At 63.7% G+C, this 16,647-nt stretch carries 14 protein-coding genes; 8 read left to right on the plus strand and 6 right to left on the minus strand.

The window, feature by feature from the left end:
* Nucleotides 1-26: 26 nt before the first annotated feature.
* The 3 genes from AAEZ08_RS09900 to AAEZ08_RS09910 form a co-directional block, all read right to left on the minus strand.
* Nucleotides 27-863, minus strand: coding sequence for a CvfB family protein (locus tag AAEZ08_RS09900; RefSeq protein WP_003285653.1), 837 nt, complete (start codon nt 861-863; stop codon nt 27-29).
* Nucleotides 864-904: 41 nt separating this feature from the next.
* Complete coding sequence (locus tag AAEZ08_RS09905; RefSeq protein ID WP_500124186.1) at nt 905-3,235, minus strand: glucose/quinate/shikimate family membrane-bound PQQ-dependent dehydrogenase; 2,331 nt, start codon at nt 3,233-3,235, stop codon at nt 905-907.
* Nucleotides 3,236-3,404: 169 nt separating this feature from the next.
* Nucleotides 3,405-4,553 carry a PQQ-dependent sugar dehydrogenase gene (locus AAEZ08_RS09910; protein ID WP_500124188.1) on the minus strand — a complete coding sequence of 383 codons (1,149 nt, stop codon included), beginning with the start codon at nt 4,551-4,553 and terminating at the stop codon, nt 3,405-3,407.
* A gap of 181 nt (nt 4,554-4,734) precedes the next feature.
* Here AAEZ08_RS09910 and AAEZ08_RS09915 point away from each other — a divergent pair, with 181 nt between their 5' ends.
* The 4 genes from AAEZ08_RS09915 to AAEZ08_RS09930 all read left to right on the plus strand — a co-directional run bounded on the left by AAEZ08_RS09915 (nt 4,735) and on the right by AAEZ08_RS09930 (nt 7,263).
* Nucleotides 4,735-4,914, plus strand: coding sequence for a PFL_1563 family small protein (locus AAEZ08_RS09915; protein ID WP_003285650.1), 180 nt, complete (start codon nt 4,735-4,737; stop codon nt 4,912-4,914).
* A 96-nt stretch (nt 4,915-5,010) separates the two neighbouring features.
* Entirely contained in the window at nt 5,011-5,736 is a 726-nt protein-coding gene (locus tag AAEZ08_RS09920) for an RNA pseudouridine synthase (RefSeq protein ID WP_500124189.1), read from the plus strand.
* A 130-nt stretch (nt 5,737-5,866) separates the two neighbouring features.
* Nucleotides 5,867-6,637 carry a hypothetical protein gene (locus tag AAEZ08_RS09925; RefSeq protein WP_003285647.1) on the plus strand — a complete coding sequence of 257 codons (771 nt, stop codon included), beginning with the start codon at nt 5,867-5,869 and terminating at the stop codon, nt 6,635-6,637.
* A 77-nt stretch (nt 6,638-6,714) separates the two neighbouring features.
* Nucleotides 6,715-7,263: a hypothetical protein gene (locus tag AAEZ08_RS09930; protein WP_500124190.1), complete on the plus strand. Its 549-nt coding sequence runs from the start codon at nt 6,715-6,717 to the stop codon at nt 7,261-7,263.
* Between the two features lie 20 nt (nt 7,264-7,283).
* Here the strand turns inward: AAEZ08_RS09930 and AAEZ08_RS09935 are convergent, their stop codons facing one another.
* Nucleotides 7,284-7,472, minus strand: coding sequence for a hypothetical protein (locus tag AAEZ08_RS09935; RefSeq protein ID WP_003285645.1), 189 nt, complete (start codon nt 7,470-7,472; stop codon nt 7,284-7,286).
* Nucleotides 7,473-7,651: 179 nt separating this feature from the next.
* On the opposite strand from AAEZ08_RS09935, the gene AAEZ08_RS09940 reads away from it, so the two are divergent.
* Nucleotides 7,652-8,515: a DUF6279 family lipoprotein gene (locus tag AAEZ08_RS09940; protein ID WP_500124191.1), complete on the plus strand. Its 864-nt coding sequence runs from the start codon at nt 7,652-7,654 to the stop codon at nt 8,513-8,515.
* Nucleotides 8,516-8,531: 16 nt separating this feature from the next.
* Here the strand turns inward: AAEZ08_RS09940 and AAEZ08_RS09945 are convergent, their stop codons facing one another.
* Nucleotides 8,532-13,076 (minus strand): DEAD/DEAH box helicase, encoded by a 4,545-nt coding sequence (locus AAEZ08_RS09945; RefSeq protein WP_500124192.1) that lies wholly within the window; start codon nt 13,074-13,076, stop codon nt 8,532-8,534.
* A 117-nt stretch (nt 13,077-13,193) separates the two neighbouring features.
* Here AAEZ08_RS09945 and AAEZ08_RS09950 point away from each other — a divergent pair, with 117 nt between their 5' ends.
* Both AAEZ08_RS09950 and AAEZ08_RS09955 read left to right on the plus strand, forming a co-directional pair.
* Nucleotides 13,194-13,499, plus strand: coding sequence for a hypothetical protein (locus AAEZ08_RS09950; protein WP_003285641.1), 306 nt, complete (start codon nt 13,194-13,196; stop codon nt 13,497-13,499).
* Nucleotides 13,500-13,508: 9 nt separating this feature from the next.
* Nucleotides 13,509-14,204 (plus strand): SDR family oxidoreductase, encoded by a 696-nt coding sequence (locus tag AAEZ08_RS09955; protein ID WP_482693598.1) that lies wholly within the window; start codon nt 13,509-13,511, stop codon nt 14,202-14,204.
* A gap of 180 nt (nt 14,205-14,384) precedes the next feature.
* Here the strand turns inward: AAEZ08_RS09955 and AAEZ08_RS09960 are convergent, their stop codons facing one another.
* The gene (locus AAEZ08_RS09960; protein ID WP_102821568.1) at nt 14,385-15,200 is read right to left on the minus strand and encodes an OBAP family protein; all 816 of its coding nucleotides are present in this window, start codon (nt 15,198-15,200) and stop codon (nt 14,385-14,387) included.
* A gap of 149 nt (nt 15,201-15,349) precedes the next feature.
* Between AAEZ08_RS09960 and egtB the strand changes: the two genes are divergently transcribed.
* Nucleotides 15,350-16,645, plus strand: a complete 1,296-nt coding sequence (gene egtB / locus AAEZ08_RS09965; protein WP_500124193.1) for an ergothioneine biosynthesis protein EgtB — start codon at nt 15,350-15,352, stop codon at nt 16,643-16,645.
* Nucleotides 16,646-16,647: the final 2 nt, after the last annotated feature.

The raw sequence follows: 16,647 nt of genomic DNA on the forward strand, positions 1-16,647 counted from the left end.
GTCATTGCGACCGCCCCGACACTCCATCACACGCGTTCGATGCGATCCGGGTGGATGATGATGCGGCCCTGCTTGTACAGCCCGCCGATGGCCTTCTTGAAGTTGCCCTTGCTGACGCCGAAGCGGCGGGCGATTTCCTCTGCCGGGCTCTTGTCGCTGACATCCAGCGAGCCTTGATTTTCTTCCAGCTTCTGCAGGATCAACGCCTGCAGCGCGTCGGTCGCCTCGCTGCCTACCGGCTGCAGGCTCAGGCTGATTTTGCCGTCGGCCCGCAGCTCCTTGATGTAGCCACGCTCACGCATGCCGCCACGCAGAAACTTGAACGCTTCGTTCTTGTGGACAAGTCCCCAATGCTGGCCGTTGATGATCGCCTTGTAGCCCAGATCGGTTGCCTCGACGATCAGCAGGTCCACCGCCTCACCCACCTTGTAGTTGGCCGGGGTCTTGTCCAGATAGCGATCCAGGCGCGCGGTAGCGGTGATTCGCCGGGTGCGCTTGTCGATATAGACGTAGACCACACAGTAATCGCCGACCTGCAGCGGCCGCTTCTCTTCGGAATGCGGCAGCAGGAGATCCTTGGGCAGCCCCCAATCGAGGAACAGTCCGACGCGATTGATCTCGGCGACCTTGAGACTGGCGAACTCGCCGACCTGCACCTTGGGTTTCTCCGTGGTGGCGATCAGCTTGTCCTCGCTGTCGAGGTAGATGAAGACGTTGAGCCAGTCATCCACCTCGGTCGGCGTATCCTTGGGGATGTAGCGGTTGGGCAGCAGGATTTCGCCGTCCGGGCCGCCATCGAGATAGAGGCCGAAACCGGTGTGCTTGACGATTTGCAGGCTGTTGTAACGTCCGATTGCGGCCATGTGGGCTGTCCCGATATCAAAGGCGGCGATTCTAGCGCCAGTCAGCGCGGCAGTGCATAGGCGATCACCGAATCGCCAGCTTTAGTGCCGAGCGAGCCATGACCACCTGCAACTACCACGACCATCTGCCGCCCCGAGCGACTCTGGAAGGTCATCGGCGTGGCCTGGCCGCCAGCTGGCAGGCGTGATTTCCACAGCTCGCGGCCGGTCGTTACATCGTAAGCACGCACGTAGTAGTCCAGCGTGCCGCTAAGAAACGCAACACCACCGGCGGTGATCATCGGACCGCCAAGGCTCGGCACCCCCATTTTGAACGGCAGCGGAATCGGCGAGCGGTCGCGTACCGTGCCGTTCTTGCGCAGCCAGTGAGTCTTGCCGGTGCGCAGATCCGCGCCAGCCACATAGCCCCATGGCGGGGCCGTGCATGGCAGGCCGATAGGCGACACGAAGGCTTCCAGTTCCACGGCGAATGGCGAGCCGAAGTTCTCGTTGAGGAACGGCTCCTCCTCGGATACGTAGGTCGTCTCGGCATCCTCGCGCGGGATCAGTTTCGAGGTGAAGGCCAAATAGGCCGGCGTGCTGAAAACCATCTGCCGCACCGGGTCCACCGCCACGCCGCCCCAGTTGAACACGCCGAAATTGCCGGGATAGACCAAGGTGCCCTGGGTCGATGGCGGTGTGTAGCGGCCCTCATAGCGCAGGGAATGGAACTGAATGTGACACATCATCTGATCGACCAGTGTCGCACCCCAAAGGTCCTTGCCCTGCAGCTTTGGCGGTTCGTAGGACAGCGCCGACGCCGGCTGCGTCTTGGCAACCCAGTCGCCTTGGGCTGCGCCCTGCGGAGCAGGTACTTCGCGCACCGGCAGGATCGGCTCGCCATTGCGACGGTCGAGTACATAGATGTCGCCTTGCTTGGTCGGCGCCACCAGAGCCGGTACGGGGCCGTTCTCGGTCTGGATATCGATGAGGCTCGGCTGCGCCGGCACATCCATGTCCCAGAGGTCATGGCGCACGGTCTGGAACACCCAGCGCAACTGACCGCTGTCCAGATCCAGCGCGACGATGGAGGAGGAAAAGCGCTCGCTGTTCTCGCTGCGTCGACCGCCCCACTGGTCCGGCACCTGATTGCCCAGCGGCACGTAGACCATGCCCAAGGCCTCATCGGCGCTGGAGATGCTCCAGCTGTTCGGACTGCTGGGGCTGTAGGTCTGCCCGGCGGCAATGGGGTCGGTGGCTTCTGGATTGCCCGGGTCCCAGTTCCATTTCAGTTCGCCGGTATAGACGTCATAGGCACGGATGACGCCCGACGGCTCCTGCGCACGCACGTTATCGTTCACCGCGCCGCCAATGATGACCAGATCTCGCGCCACCACCGGCGGTGAAGTGGAGTAATAGAAGCCTTCTTTCGCGTGCGGCATGTTTGCCCAAAGGTCGATCTCGCCGTTATCGCCGAAACCGGGGCAGATCTCGCCGGTCTTGGCATCGAGCGCAATCAGCCTGGCATCGGCGGTCGGCATGAACAGCCGCTGCCGGCAAGCCTGGCCATCGGCAGCCTGCGGCGAGGCGTGGTAGGAAAGCCCGCGGCAGGTCAGATGCTGCCGGTTGACCGAGTGCGGCACCTTGGGATCGAAGCGCCAGCGCTCCTGCCCGGTTTCGGCGTCCAGGGCGATCACCAGATTGTGCGGGGTGCACAGGTACAGGCTGTCATCGACCTTTAGCGGCGTGACTTCATAGGTGGTTTCGTCCGGGTCTTCCGGGCCGCGCAGATCGCCGGTCTGGTAATGCCAGACCGGCTCAAGGCGCTCGACGTTCTGCGGCGTGATCTGCGCCAAAGGCGAATAACGCTGGCCGTGCTGGCTGCGCCCGTAGGCATGCCAGTCCCCGGCCGGCACGCTGTCGTCGGCGGCCGGCGCTTCGGCCAAGGGTGGCGGCAACATGCCCTTGATGTCGTGGCTGTCATGACCTATCGCATAAACTGCCGTCGCACCCCAGAGTATGACCGCCAGCATCAACGGCAACGCTGCGCCGCCCCAGGCACGGAAACCGAAGTGCTGCCAGCCGAGGCGCCGCGCGATCCATGGCGTCAGCAACCACAGCCCGAACGGCGCGATGATGCTGCCGCGCGGCGCCAGCTGCCACCAGTCCAGTCCCACTTCGTACAACGCCCAGCCGAGCGTGCCGAGCATCAACAGTGCGTACACCCAAAGCGCAGCACGGCGGCGCATGAGCAACAATGCGCCTGTCAGCAGAAATCCAGCCGCTACGAGCGCGAAGTACCAAGTGCCACCCAGGCTGACGACCTTCGCGCCCCCGACGCCAAGCGCAATGCCGACGATGATGCAGAACAATCCGCTGATAACCACAGCCACGGCCTTTCTCCCTCGATCTTGTTATCGAACCCACAAAAGCGTTCCGACGACCAGCAGAAGTGGCCATCGATTGAGAGTGGGACAGGCGACGAGCGGGATTGCTCCGTGCAGCGCGGAGATTGGCACGATTGGAAGACAGCGGGGCCAGCGACCCCGCGAAAGTGCTGGACTATTTGGCGTCGAGGCCAACCTGCAACAATTTACCGCTTCCCGCATCTGTGAGCAGATAGAGGTAACCATCTGGCCCGACGCGTACATCACGGATGCGAGCGCCCAAGTCCTTGAGCAGGCGCTCCTCACCCACTATGCGATCGCCATCGAGCTGCAGGCGAATCAGCGATTGGTCTACCAGAGCGCCGATAAACAGGCTGCGCTGCCAGGCGGGGAAACGCTCGGCGTCATAAAACGCCATCCCGCTGACCCCCGGCGACTTCGCCCAGACATGGTGCGGCGGCTCGGTGCCTTCGACGGTTTTACCCTCGGCTTCTGGAATTGGCAGCATGCTGTAGTTGATCCCATGGGTTGCCAGCGGCCAGCCATAGTTCTTGCCAGCCTGCGGAATGTTCACCTCGTCGCCTCCACGCGGACCGTGCTCATTGGTCCAGAGCACACCGCTCCACGGGTTGAGTGCCGCGCCCTGTTGGTTACGGTGGCCGTAGGACCAGATCTCCGGCTGGGCGCCTTCTTGGCCAATGAAGGGATTGTCGTCCGGCACGCTGCCGTCCAGGCCGATGCGCACCACCTTGCCCTGGTGCTTGTCGAGGTCCTGCGAGGTCGGGCGCTGATTGTTCTCACCGAGCGCGACGAACAGATGACCGTCGTTATCGAAGACCAGCCGCGAACCAAAGTGGATACCGGTGGACAGCTTCGGCATCTGCCGGAAAATCACTTCGAAGTTCTCGAGCTTCGAGTGATCGTCACTCAGCCGTCCACGCCCCACGGCGGTTCCGGCCTTGCCCTGCTCACCAGCTTCGGCATAGGTCAGATAAACCAGGCGATCATTATCGAACGACGGCGACAGCCGCACATCGAGGAGCCCGCCCTGGGAGCGAGCAAACACCTCCGGCACGCCTGCAAGAGGTTCGGACAGACTGCCGTCCAGGCCCACCACACGCAGCCGGCCGGGCCGCTCGGTCACCAGCATGCGCTCACCGTCTGGCAAGAAGGCCAGCCCCCAAGCGTTCTCCAAACCCGACGCAATCTCCTTGACCGTCACCTGGCCGGCCTCGCTTGAGTAGCGCTGCGGTTCGGCGGTGGCCTGCAATGAAGCAGCAATGGCGAAACCGCAGAGCGTGGTACGAATGGCATGGCGCAGCATGTTGGTCCTCCGGGTAGACAGTTCGGTCGTGAAACCCACGTTTCGCGGCTTCATTGAAGACCAGACAGCGCGCTCGGTGGTTGCAAAAACGCTTCAAGAAATGACGGAGCACAAATAACTGAACAAATTTTGATCAAATCTGTATAATGCCCGGTTCGACTGATTCAAGGACAAGCGATCCATGGCCACGAAAACCACTAGCGCCAAGCGCAAACCCGAACCCGCTTCTGAAACCAGCCAGTCCCTCGCTGCGCAGATGGCCGCCTTTATCAAGGCCGGCGGCGAGGTTCAGACCATCCCCAACGGCGTGAGCGGCCAGACCCAGGGCCCGTCCCGGCAGATCACCATCAGCAAGAAGTGATGATCTGAATTCGAACCGCCTTCGGCGAGCCGCTGTATGCCTGGCTCGCCGCGTTCCACCTCCCTTCCGCGTCCATTTCCCCGTCCCGAGCGCACCATGACCGATCCCGTACGCCTTGCCAAACGCCTCGCCGAACAACTCGGCTGCTCCCGGCGCGAAGCGGAGCTGTACATCGAGGGTGGCTGGGTAACCGTTGACGGCGAACTGGTCGAAGCGCCATTCATCAAGGTGCGACCGGAACAGCACATCGCGCTGCAACCCGGTGCCACGGCAAAAGAAATACCACCAGTGACACTGCTGCTGCACAAGCCGGCCGACACGCCAATCGGCGTGGATGCCGAAAGTACTCGGCGCGCGCTCCTGGCCAGCGCCCACTGGAATGACGATCCCGGCCGAATCCAGCCCCTGCAGCGACATCTGCTTCAGCAGAACTTGCTGCTGCCACTGGATGAGGATACCAGCGGCCTGACCATCTTCAGCCAGCAGCGCGACGTGATCCGCTTGCTGACCAGCACGCGTGACAAGCTGGAACAGGAATACGTCATCGAAGTCAGCGGTGAAGCTGAAGAGAATGGGCTGGCGCTGCTCGCCAAAGGTATCGGCCACCGCGGCAAGATACTGCCCAAGGCCAAGGTCAGCTGGCAGAGCGAAAACCGCCTGCGCCTGGTAATCAAGGAACCTTTACCCGGCGAGGTTCGCTTGCTCTGCGAAGCCATCGGCCTGCAAGTAATCGCTTTGAAGCGCATCCGGATAGGTCGTCTGTCGATGGCCAAGCTGCCACTCAATGAGTGGCGCTTTCTGGGCGAACACGAGCGTTTTTGAACCCGCCCCTCGCCCTGCTTTAGCACTGGCTGACGGAGTGCGCTTGCTTTACAAGCCACGCTGAATCAGTCTTGGCCGGCTCGTTGCGGCAATTCGCCACGACAGCTTTCTTCGCTACGACAGGATCGCGATGCAGAAATTGCTGCTGTTGCTGCTGGCCGTATTTCCGCTACATGTTCTGGCAGCCGAGCCTATCGCCGTCTGGGCCTATCAGCCATCCCCTCCTTTCGCCTCCGGGCACAGCGTGGGGCTATCCGAGGCAATGGTGCAGTTGCTCAACGAGCATCCGACCAATCACGGTCGCTACGATTTCCAGCTGACACAACTGCCACGCAAACGCGTCGATGCCCGACTCGCCGCCAATAAGCCGGGCGTTCTGCTATGGGCTACGCCAGAGTTCTTTCCCGAGCGATTGACGGCCCACGCTAGCTGGACTCGTCCACTGCTGTGCGATATTCAGGATTTCGTTTCTCGCAGTGATGCGCCGGTGAACTACGACGGGCCGCGTTCCTTGCACGGCTTGCGTTTGGGCGGGATTCTCGGGCACCGGTACCGAGCCCTGGAGAACGATATCGACAAGGGACTGATACAGCGCGAAGACGTGCACAGCGACTTGCAGAACCTGAACAAACTGCTCTCCGAGCGGCTCGACGTTGCGCTGATTCCACGGTCGTCCAGACTGTTCTACAGTCTCACGGAGATACCCGAAGGGCAGCTGCACGTATCGCCAAGCCCACTGTATGTGTTCGATCGCCATGTGCTCATGACAGCCAGCCTCAACGCTGACGCCACTCAGTTCGTGCAGCAGCTCATCGCCGATTTGCCGCACAGTGCGCGCTGGCAGACGCTGCTCAGACGCTACGGTCTGCAACCGATGAACGCACCCTGCTCCTACTTTTGAGCGAACGTAAGCGGTTCTAGCGGATCGAAGCTGGCACGGCCCATACTGGCTAAAAGAAAACGGAGAATGAGTCAGCCATGAAAAAGGCAATGCTGTTCGGCCTGCTGTTGACCCTTGGCGGCTGCGCCAGCCAATCCTGTGATCGCTTGTGGAACGACAACTGTCGCGCCGAACGCCTGCTGTACCAGAACGACCTGATGCAGGCGAAAATTCTGATTTCCATTGCAGACGAAGACAGCTATGAGCTGGCCCAGGCGCTACTCGATCGCAGCGCGAAACTGGATCGGCGCGGCGAGACCGAGTTCTATCAGGCGTTGCTGCTGATTCGGCAAGGGCCGGAGCCGTCGGAAGTTTTACAGCTGTTGGAGAAGGCCAAGAGCAAAGGCCATCCCCATGCAGTGGCGCTGCTCTACAAGATTTACCAGGAGCCTTACCTGCTGGACGTGGCCGACACTACCAAGGCCGAGCGCTATAAGCAGGCCTATGGCGAACTGGATGTCGCGCGTAGCGGCTACCCGTCATTCGATAAATCGCTGGAGCTGGTGAACCAGCTGGTCGCACCGCCTCCGCCATCGGTACCCTATCAGGCTCCTTGCCCGCAGCACTGCCTGGAGCAGTCACGCTAGCTGCGGGCACGAGGTGGTGGTCAGGGCGTAGGGGTTTGTGAAATACGCGGCTCTTCCTTGCCTTCAAGGACTGCCCTAGCCTCCTCTTCGGTGGCGTAGGGGCCGCCGACAACGGTGCCGTTCAACTCCACCACCCAACATACGGCCCAGGTCGGGCGCCAGGCTTTAGGCACATCTTCACCGCTTAGATGCTTGACTTGAGACGTCATGGCGTTTCTCCATTGCTGCTGGGATAGGTCTACCACCTCGCTTGCGCGATGCTGGCGCATGTAATGAAGACCACACGCCGGGCGCCTTTGCTCGCTCGCACCGACGAAACACTCCCGCGCGCGAACCCCTGGCGGCCCCGCCGCTCTACAGAAAAGCGCCGTACCGGGAGGAAGAGACGATGCGCCCCACCGCCAAACTGCTCCTGCTGACCCTGCTCACCACAATGGTGTTGACCGGCTGCAGCCGCGCGACATTGGTCTATCGCAACATCGACATGCTGGTGCCCTGGACGCTCAACGACTATCTGGACCTCGATCGCAGCCAGCAACGTGAATTACGCCAGCGGCTGCGTGAACACCTCGCCTGGCACTGCAGCACCCAACTGCCAGAACTGCTCGCCAGCGTCGAGCAGCTCGAGCGCGATAGCGCTGACGGCCAACTCGATCAAAGCGACCTCCAACCCCACTACCGTGCCGTTCGCGAAGCCATGCACACCATCGCCGTGGAAATCACCCCGACCGCCAGCAACGTGCTGCGCGCGCTGAGTGACGACCAGGTCGCGGAGCTGCGCAAAGGGCTGGAGGAAAACCGCCGCGAGCACCGTGAGAAATACCTGGCTCCGCCGCTGGATCAGCAGATTCGTGAACGTGCCGAGCGCATGCAGGAGCGACTGGCGTATTGGTTCGGAGACTTGAATGCAGAGCAGCGTCAGCGCGTGCTGGTCTGGGCACATGCCCTGCGCGAACAGAACAGCCGCTGGCTGGAGAATCGCGAACGCTGGCAGACGATGCTGCTTGCGGCTGTCGAAGATCGTCAAGACGACGATTTCGATAACCGCATCGCACAGCTGCTGCAGGAGCGCGAGGCACTGATGAACGAAAGCGATCGGGCCACATTGCAGCGCGCCGAGAAGGCTGGCCTGGAACTGGTGGCAGACCTCTACAACCTTGCCGACGATGGCCAGCGCACGCACCTGACCGGTCGCCTGGCGCAATTGCGAAAGGACTTCGGCAGCCTCAAATGCATGACGCCGGCGGCCTGAGAAAGGAATTCGCCGCTCAACGTCTTGCTGGGGTCAACAAGCGGCGCGCCTCGTGCTGCCCATTTTCGTCCAGCTCCACCAGCCATTGCGGCTTGCCCGCCACCAGTACAGCCACAGGTACACCGTCACGAAAAAGAATCCGGTTGGCCGCCAGCGCGGGCACCTTGGTGCCCGGCAGCAAAGTGCCAATCTGATTCAGCGGATCGACCGCCGACACCGCGAGCAACTCGCCGGACACAGGCCTGTTGCGTACCTCGCGGAGCAATCCGAGTGCCTCTGGCAGCGCGAACTGCTCGCCGGCCACGGCTGCGACGAAGCGCCCGCCACGAATCTCGCCCCGAGCTTCCAGGCGGTGGTAAACCCGTAACAGATCTCGCCAGGGTGGCAACCACTCCGCTTCACGCGCCAGCAAGCGCCAGAACACCACGCCATAGCGTCGTAGCAGCACCCTGGCGATATGCTCCAGTGTTTCGGGATCGAACGAAGCCCGTCCGTTAGTCCCTGCATCGGCGCCGCCGGACTTGCGCACCAGCGCCCAGCGTCCGGCATCATCCATGCCGCCGATGAAGGCGCCACCTCGGGTTCGACGTGCCGTTCGCGAGCGCTTACTGCTCGGTGCCAGCAGCGCGCGCAGACCGGCGAAGCTGTCGGCATTCACCAAACCCACCGCCACCAGTTCGCCCAGGGCATCCTCCAGCTCGGCGCGCAGCAGATGGGCTTCGTGCTGCAGCTCATCGAAAAACAGCGCGCCCTGAGCTTGCAGGCATTCGAACACCCGTTGCGCCCGTGACGACAACTCCGACGCCGGCGCCTCGGCCGCCAGTGCGTGCCAGACATTCATCCGTCGTCGCGGCAGCAGCACGATTGGCGTGCCCCTCACCGGTCCGCCACTAGCCTTGGAGCGAGCCGCCAGCCGCGTCCAGACGATGCGACCGGAGCGGCACAACTCGTCCAGCCAGGTTCCGCCGTAATCCTTCAGACGCGCCGGCAAGAGATCGGCTTCCCACGCCGCGGCGGCGGCCTGAAAACCCTCCAGCTGTTCGACGACCGTAGCCAGCGCCTCGCGGCCCTGCATGCGCGTGGCGGCAGAAAGGTGCTGCCAGTCGCCGAGGAAGCGCATGAAGTCGGCCCGTTCCACGGGCTCGATCTCCCGCCGCAAACGTTTGACCGTGTAACGATGGATACGCGCCAGTAAATGCCGCTCGCACCACTCATCCTCAACTGCGCCGGCACTGAAACGCCCGCGCATCACGTAACCCTGGCTTTCCAAGCGGATCAGCGCCGTCGCGACGGCAGAGGCCGGCAACGCCAGCGGCCTGGCGATCAATGCGACCGGCAACGGCCCGAAGGCGCTTAGGCGGGCGCGAATCAACTCCACCAGCGCCTCGTCTTCCCCGATCGGTTGGTCGTATCCGGGGGCCGCCTGCAGATGCGGTTCGAACATCGCCTGTGGGTAGACCGCACGCAGCAGCATGAGCCTTTCGAGCGGCAGCCATAGGGCGCGGTCGTGAGCGACCTGCATGCGCGTGGCCCGTTTGCCGTGGGCAAGGTCGGCCAGCCATTGCAGCCACTGCGGCTCGGCGGCAGCTTCGCCTTCGGCGATGCAACCCAATGCGGTCAACGCCTCGTGTATCTCGTCGGCGTTGCGCGCGTCGGGCCAGGCTTCTTCGCGCACGGCCGCAATGGCTTCGGGGTCCAGCGCACCTAGGTCGTCAGGTGATTCGGGGTCGCTCCAGCGCCGCGCAAGCACCGCCTGGGTGCGCCGCTCTTCCAACGGTGCATCGTCAAGAAAGGCGTAAGGGCGCGCGCCGAGGATCTCCATTGCCAAGGGTGACGGCGCGGGCAGATCGCGCGCCAGCAGCTCGACTTCGCCACATTCCATGCGCCGCAGCAGTGCCAGCCAGCCCTCGCTGTCCATGGCCTCATGCAGGCAGTCATCGACGGTCTGCCGCACCAGCGGATGGTCGGGAATCTCGCGCTCACCGACGATGTTTTCCAGGCAGGCGACCTGGTCGGGGAAAACCGTGGCCAGCAGATCGTCGCTTTTCATTCGCTGCAGCTGCGGCGCGACCTTGCGCCCGCCGGCCATGCGCGGCAATGCCAGTGCGGTGGTGGCGATCCAGCGCCAACGCACGCCGAACAACGGGGCATCCAGCAATGCCTGGATCAGCACCTGCTCGGCGCTGGTGGAATGCAGGTAGCGCCAGACCTCTGCTAACGGAAAGCTGTGGCTGGTGGAAAGCGAGAGAATGATGGCGTCTTCGGTGGCCGCCGCCTGCAGTTCGAAGTTGAAGGTGCGACAGAAGCGCTTGCGCAGCGCCAGCCCCCAGGCGCGATTGATGCGGCTGCCATAGGGCGAGTGAATGACCAGCTGGGTGCCGCCGGACTCGTCGAAGAAGCGCTCCATCACCAGCCGCTGCTGAGTCGGCAAGGCGCCTAGTGCGGAGCGGGCACGCGCCAGGTATTCGACGATCTGTCGCGCGGCGGTTTCCGCCAGGCCAAGGGTGCCGGTAAGCCAATCGATCGCGGGCGATAGGTCCACTCTACCCACCGCCGCCCCCTCGCCCCAGCCCTCTCCCCGGAGGGAAGAGGGCGCCTGGTCCGCGACTGGGACAGGCAGGGAAGCTTGTTCATTACCCACGCGTGGGGCTTCGCCGCTTTGAGCAGCAGACGCAACCCTTCCGGTGCCTGGCCCTTCATCATTCGTTCCAGCAGCCTCGGCCTGCCTCCTCTCCCCCTCAGGGAGAGGGTTGGGGCGCCCGGCGCAGGCGGAAGGAGCGCCCTCAGCCAACCGCCGATCAATCTCGTCACGCAACCGCGCCACGGCAAAGGACAGCTCGTCACTGCGCCCCGGCGCCTCGCCCAGCCAGAACGGGATGCTCGGCGGCATGCCCTGGGCGTCTTCGACACGCACCCGCCCGGATTCAATTTTGAGGATGCGATACGACGTGTTGCCCAGCTGGAACACATCGCCGGCCAGGCTCTCCACCGCGAAATCTTCATTGACCGTGCCGATGTTCAGCCCCTGCGGTTCCAACAGCACGGCATAGTCGGCGTTATCGGCGATGGTGCCGCCGGAGGTCAATGCGATCAGCCGCCCGCCGCGGCGAGCGCGCAGGCTGCGGGTCGCCAAGTCACGGTGCAGATAGGCGCCGCGCACTCCGTGGCGGGTGGTGTAGCCCTCGGTGAGCATTTTCAACAGCGCCTGATAGGCCTTCGCCTCCAGCGCAGCGTAAGGCATGGCGCGCTGGATCAACGCCAACAGCGCGTCCTCGCTCCATTCTCGACAGGCCACCTCCGCGACGATCTGTTGCGCCAGCACATCCAGCGGCGCCCGCGGAATCTTCAGCGTGTCCAGCTCGCCCCGACGCACTGCGTCGAGGAGCGCGGCGCACTCGATCAAGTCGTCGCGGGAACTGGGGAACAGGCGCCCCTTTGAAACACCAGCCACCTGATGCCCGGCCCGTCCGACCCGCTGCAGGAAAGCCGAGATCGAGCGTGGCGACCCCAGCTGGCAGACCAGCTCGACATCGCCGATGTCGATGCCCAGCTCAAGCGAAGCAGTCGCGACCAGCACGCGCAGCTCGCCGCGCTTGAGCTTCTGCTCGGCGCTAAGACGCTGCTCGCGGGCCAGGCTGCCGTGGTGTGCGGCGACGACCTCTGCACCCAGCCGCTCGGCCAGATGCCGGGTGGTGCGCTCGGCCATGCGCCGCGTGTTGACGAACACCAGCGTGGTGCGATGCTCGCCAGCCAGTGCGGCGAGTCGGTCGTAGACCAGCGCCCAGTCATCGTTGCTCATCACCGCTTCCAGCGGCACCGGCGGCACTTCCAGCGCCAGGTCGCGGGCGCGGCCATGGCCGATATCGACGATCTCGCACGGCCGCTCGACGCCGACCAGAAAGCGCGCCACCGCGTCGATCGGTTTCTGCGTCGCCGACAAGCCGACCCGCACCAGCGGCCGATTGCAGAGCGCCTCCAACCGTTCCAGCGAGAGTGCCAGATGGCTGCCGCGCTTGTTGCCGGCGATGGCGTGGATCTCGTCGACGATCACGCTCTGTACGTCGGCGAGCATTTCGCGCCCCGATGCCGAGCCGAGCAGCACATAGAGCGATTCCGGCGTGGTCACCAGGATATGCGGCACCCGCTTGCGCATGGCATTGCGCTCGGCCTGCGGCGTATCGCCGGTACGCACTGCCGTGCGGATTTCCAGCGGCGGCAGGCCCAGACGCGCCAGCTCGGCGGTGATCCCGGCGAGCGGCTCCTCCAGGTTGATATGGATGTCGTTGGACAAGGCCTTCAATGGCGAGACATAAAGCACGCGCGTCGCGTCGGCCAGGCCATCCTCGGCCAGACCCTGCTGCACCAGCCCATCGATGGCGGCGAGAAAGGCAGTCAATGTTTTGCCCGACCCCGTAGGCGCGGCGACCAGCGTCGAAAGCCCCGCCCGGATCCGCGGCCACGCCGCCGTCTGGGCTGGAGTGGGCGCGGGGAAGCTGCGGCAAAACCACTCAGCCACGGCCGGATGGAATTGACTCAGCGGATCGGGATAAGAGGTAGTCATGAGACTGAATATGGTGGTGCGTCTGCCGTTGCACAAGCGACAGCCGGTCGGAGATGGGGAAACGGCTGCTGGATATGGCGGTCAACTTCAGACATCTGCAACGAAACGGAGATAAACATGACCACTACCCCGCTCAGCCTGGACAACGCCATGCAACTGGCTTCGGAAGCCTTTCTGCCCTGCGGTTGCGTGACCAGCGCCAACACCGAGGATGACAGCTTCGGCTTCACCGTGATGAACGGGGCAGGCGAAGAACTCGCCCGAGTGCCGCAAGTGCGTGATTACGCTGACCCGCTGCGCATGGCGCAGGTAATCGAGCAGACGCGTCAGGAGTTACTCGATAAAGGTTGCGCTCTGGAGCCCTGGAGCATGCCGTTCATTACCGACGACAGTGCCATTCCAGAAACCACTCCGAACTACTGAGGCGCAGCCATGAGCGATCCCGTGCTGTTGATCACCGGCGCCTCCTCCGGCATCGGTGCAGCCACCGCACGCATGGCGGCAGCGGCCGGCTACCGGCTGGCGCTCGCCGCCCGCTCCAAGGACAAGTTGCAGCATCTGGTGGACGAGCTAGGGCCGCAGCGTGCCATCGCCATTTGCTGCGACGTGACCGATTACGCCCAGCAGCAAGCCATGGTCCAGCGAGTGCTTGATCACTACGGCCAGCTCGATGCCGTCTACGCCAACGCCGGCATCCCCGGCAGCGACGGCGGTTTTAGCGGCGCCGATCCCGAAGTATGGAAAGCCATGCTGCTGACCAACATCTACGGCGTCGGGCTGACCCTGCGCTGCACGCTAGCGGCGCTAAAGGCCAGCCGCGGCCATGTTTTGCTTACCGGCTCGGCAGCAGGGCGCTTCGTCATTCCCGGATCGATGTACAGCGCCAGCAAATGGGCGGTGACCGGCATGGGCCTGAGCGTGCGCGAAGAGCTGCGCGGGACCGGCGTGCGGGTCACGCTGATAGAGCCGGGGATGGTCGACACGCCCTTGTTCGACGAACCGCCAGCCTATGCGCTACAACCGGAGGACATCGGCCGCGCGGTGGTTTACGCGCTGTCACAACCGGCGCACGTGGATGTCAATGAGATCCTGATCCGCCCGACGCCGCCTCTCCAGGACAAGCAGTGAGCGTGGTGCGGCGCTTAGATCACTGCTCAATTTCAGCATCCCACGCCGACCGTAGGGTGGGCTTCAGCCCACCGCGCGTTCGCTTTCTTGGCAGTTTAGTGGGCCTAAAGCCCACCCTACGAGACTAAGGCTAGCCAAACCTCGCTCAGTCCAGCATTGCTGGAGGAGCGTAAGCGGCGCTCAGCGCGTGTCGCTACGCTGCCGCTGTTTTTGCACGCGCCCCGATTCGTTGATCTCGGCCTCGCCAGCGGTATCACCGTGGCGGTGCTCGCCGGCGCCCCGCACCCGCTGCAGCTGAATCACTTCACCTTTCTCCCAGGCATTCGCCGCCGGATCGACCGTGGGTTGCAGAATCGACTCGCGGCTGCGACGGATTGCCTGGGTATCCACCCCGATGCGGTCGTCACGGGCCTTTTCCAGTGCCGGATCCAGCTGGCCGTCCGCGGTGAAACCCATCATCAGCGCCGGGATTCCGTAGGGCAGCTCCTTGTCGCGGTCGGTATGCCAGGTGTGCCACGTCTTGCCATAGGTGCTGACTACCTGCTCCATCAGCTGCTTTTCCGCTACCTGCGGCAGGCCGGGGGCGACCAGTGAGCCGGACTTCACCTCGTAATCGTGGCTGTGCCAAAGCTTCTTCTCGTCCTCGGGCAGTGTCGCGAACAGGCGCGCGCTGATGATGTACTCGACGCCCATGAGCTTGGCATTGCTGCCATTGCCGTCGTAGATCAGCGCCTGCAACACGTCCTCGTTCAGCCGCGTGACGTAGTGGTGGGCCTCCATCTGCCCGTCGATGTCGCCGCTGTAGAAGTGAAAGCCGTTGAGGTAAGCGCTCACGGCATTCAGCGGCGCCTTGCCCTGCAACAGCTTTGCGCCGGCCTCGAGGGTGCGCGTCTCGGCGCTTTTCGGCGCGCCCGCGGCGTCGGTGTAGGACGCCGTATTGTGTTGCCCGCAGGCAGCCAACAGCACCGCGGAACCCAGGACTGACAACTTTCGCATGGCTCGATCCCCTGCTTTGCTCATACAGAGTGACCAGAGCGCGGCCGCTTTTTCTTCATGGTCGCCAAGCCGGCCGGCAGAAACTTTTGCCCGCCGCGCCGGGTCGCTATGGGAGGCCGTTTCGGTCGTCAAACCCGAGGGGGACAGCCATGGGCAACCTGGCAGAGCAGCCACATTCGCACCCGGTACTCGCCGAACTCGACCTGTTGCTGCAGCGTTACCGGCAGGTACGCGCCACCAGCGAGGCGATCTGCACGCCGCTGCAGGTCGAGGATTACGTCATCCAAAGCACGCCGGAAGTCAGCCCGCCGAAATGGCACCTAGCGCATGTCAGCTGGTTCTTCGAGACCTTTCTGCTGTTGCCTTATCTGCCCGGCTACCGGCGGCTGAACGAGGCCTACGACTACCTGTTCAACTCCTACTACCAGACCCATGGCCTGCCCTTTCCGCGGGCGCGGCGCGGTGTGCTGTCCCGCCCGGGTGTGGACGAGATCTATCGCTATCGCCGCCACGTCGACCAGGCCATGGGCGAACTACTGAGCAATCCGCCGCGCGAGCAGGCTGCCGAAATCGTCCGCCGCGTCGGCCTCGGCCTGCAGCATGAGCAGCAGCACCAGGAACTGCTGCTGATGGACATCAAACACATCCTCGCGCAGAACCCGCTGCACCCGGTTTATCGCGACGATCTCGCCCAGCCCCGGCCCAGCAGCCCCGAGCGCCCGCGCTGGCATGAATACACCGGCGGCGTGCAGCACATCGGGCATGCCGGCAGCGATTTCGCCTTCGATTGCGAAACCCCGCGACATCGCCAGTTCGTCGAGGATTTCCAGCTTGCCGAACGCCTGGTGAGCAACCGCGAATACCTGTCGTTCATCACTGACGGCGGTTATGCCCGCCCGGAGCTGTGGCTGTCCGATGGCTGGGACCTGATCCAGCAGTCCGGCTGGAACGCTCCGCTGTACTGGCTGCGCGAAGAGGCCAGCTGGTACGAAATGACCCTCGGCGGCCTGCGCCCGCTGGACCTGGAAGCGCCTGTCTGCCACATCAGCTATTACGAGGCCGATGCCTATGCCCGCTGGGCCGGGGCACGCCTGCCGAGCGAAGCGGAATGGGAAGTCGCCGCCGCCGACCAGCCGCTGCGCGGCAACTTCCTTGAAAGCGACTACCTGCAACCGGTCGCCGCCCTGCCCGGTCACGACGGCCCCCGGCAGCTGTTCGGTGATGTCTGGGAGTGGACCGCCAGCGCCTACCTGCCCTACCCCGGCTTTCGTCCGCTGGAGGGCAGCCTGGGTGAATACAACGGCAAATTCATGTCCGGCCAAATGGTCTTGCGTGGCGGTTGCTGCGCCACGCCGGAATCCCACGTGCGAGTCACCTACCGCAACTTCTTCCAGCCGGCGATGCGCTGGCAATTCGCCGGGCTACGCCTGGCCAGAGGGCTTTGAAC

It is taken from the genome of Pseudomonas sp. E45-MNA-CIBAN-0222 (genome assembly GCF_040310405.1).
GTDB lineage: Bacteria > Pseudomonadota > Gammaproteobacteria > Pseudomonadales > Pseudomonadaceae > Stutzerimonas > Stutzerimonas stutzeri_AC.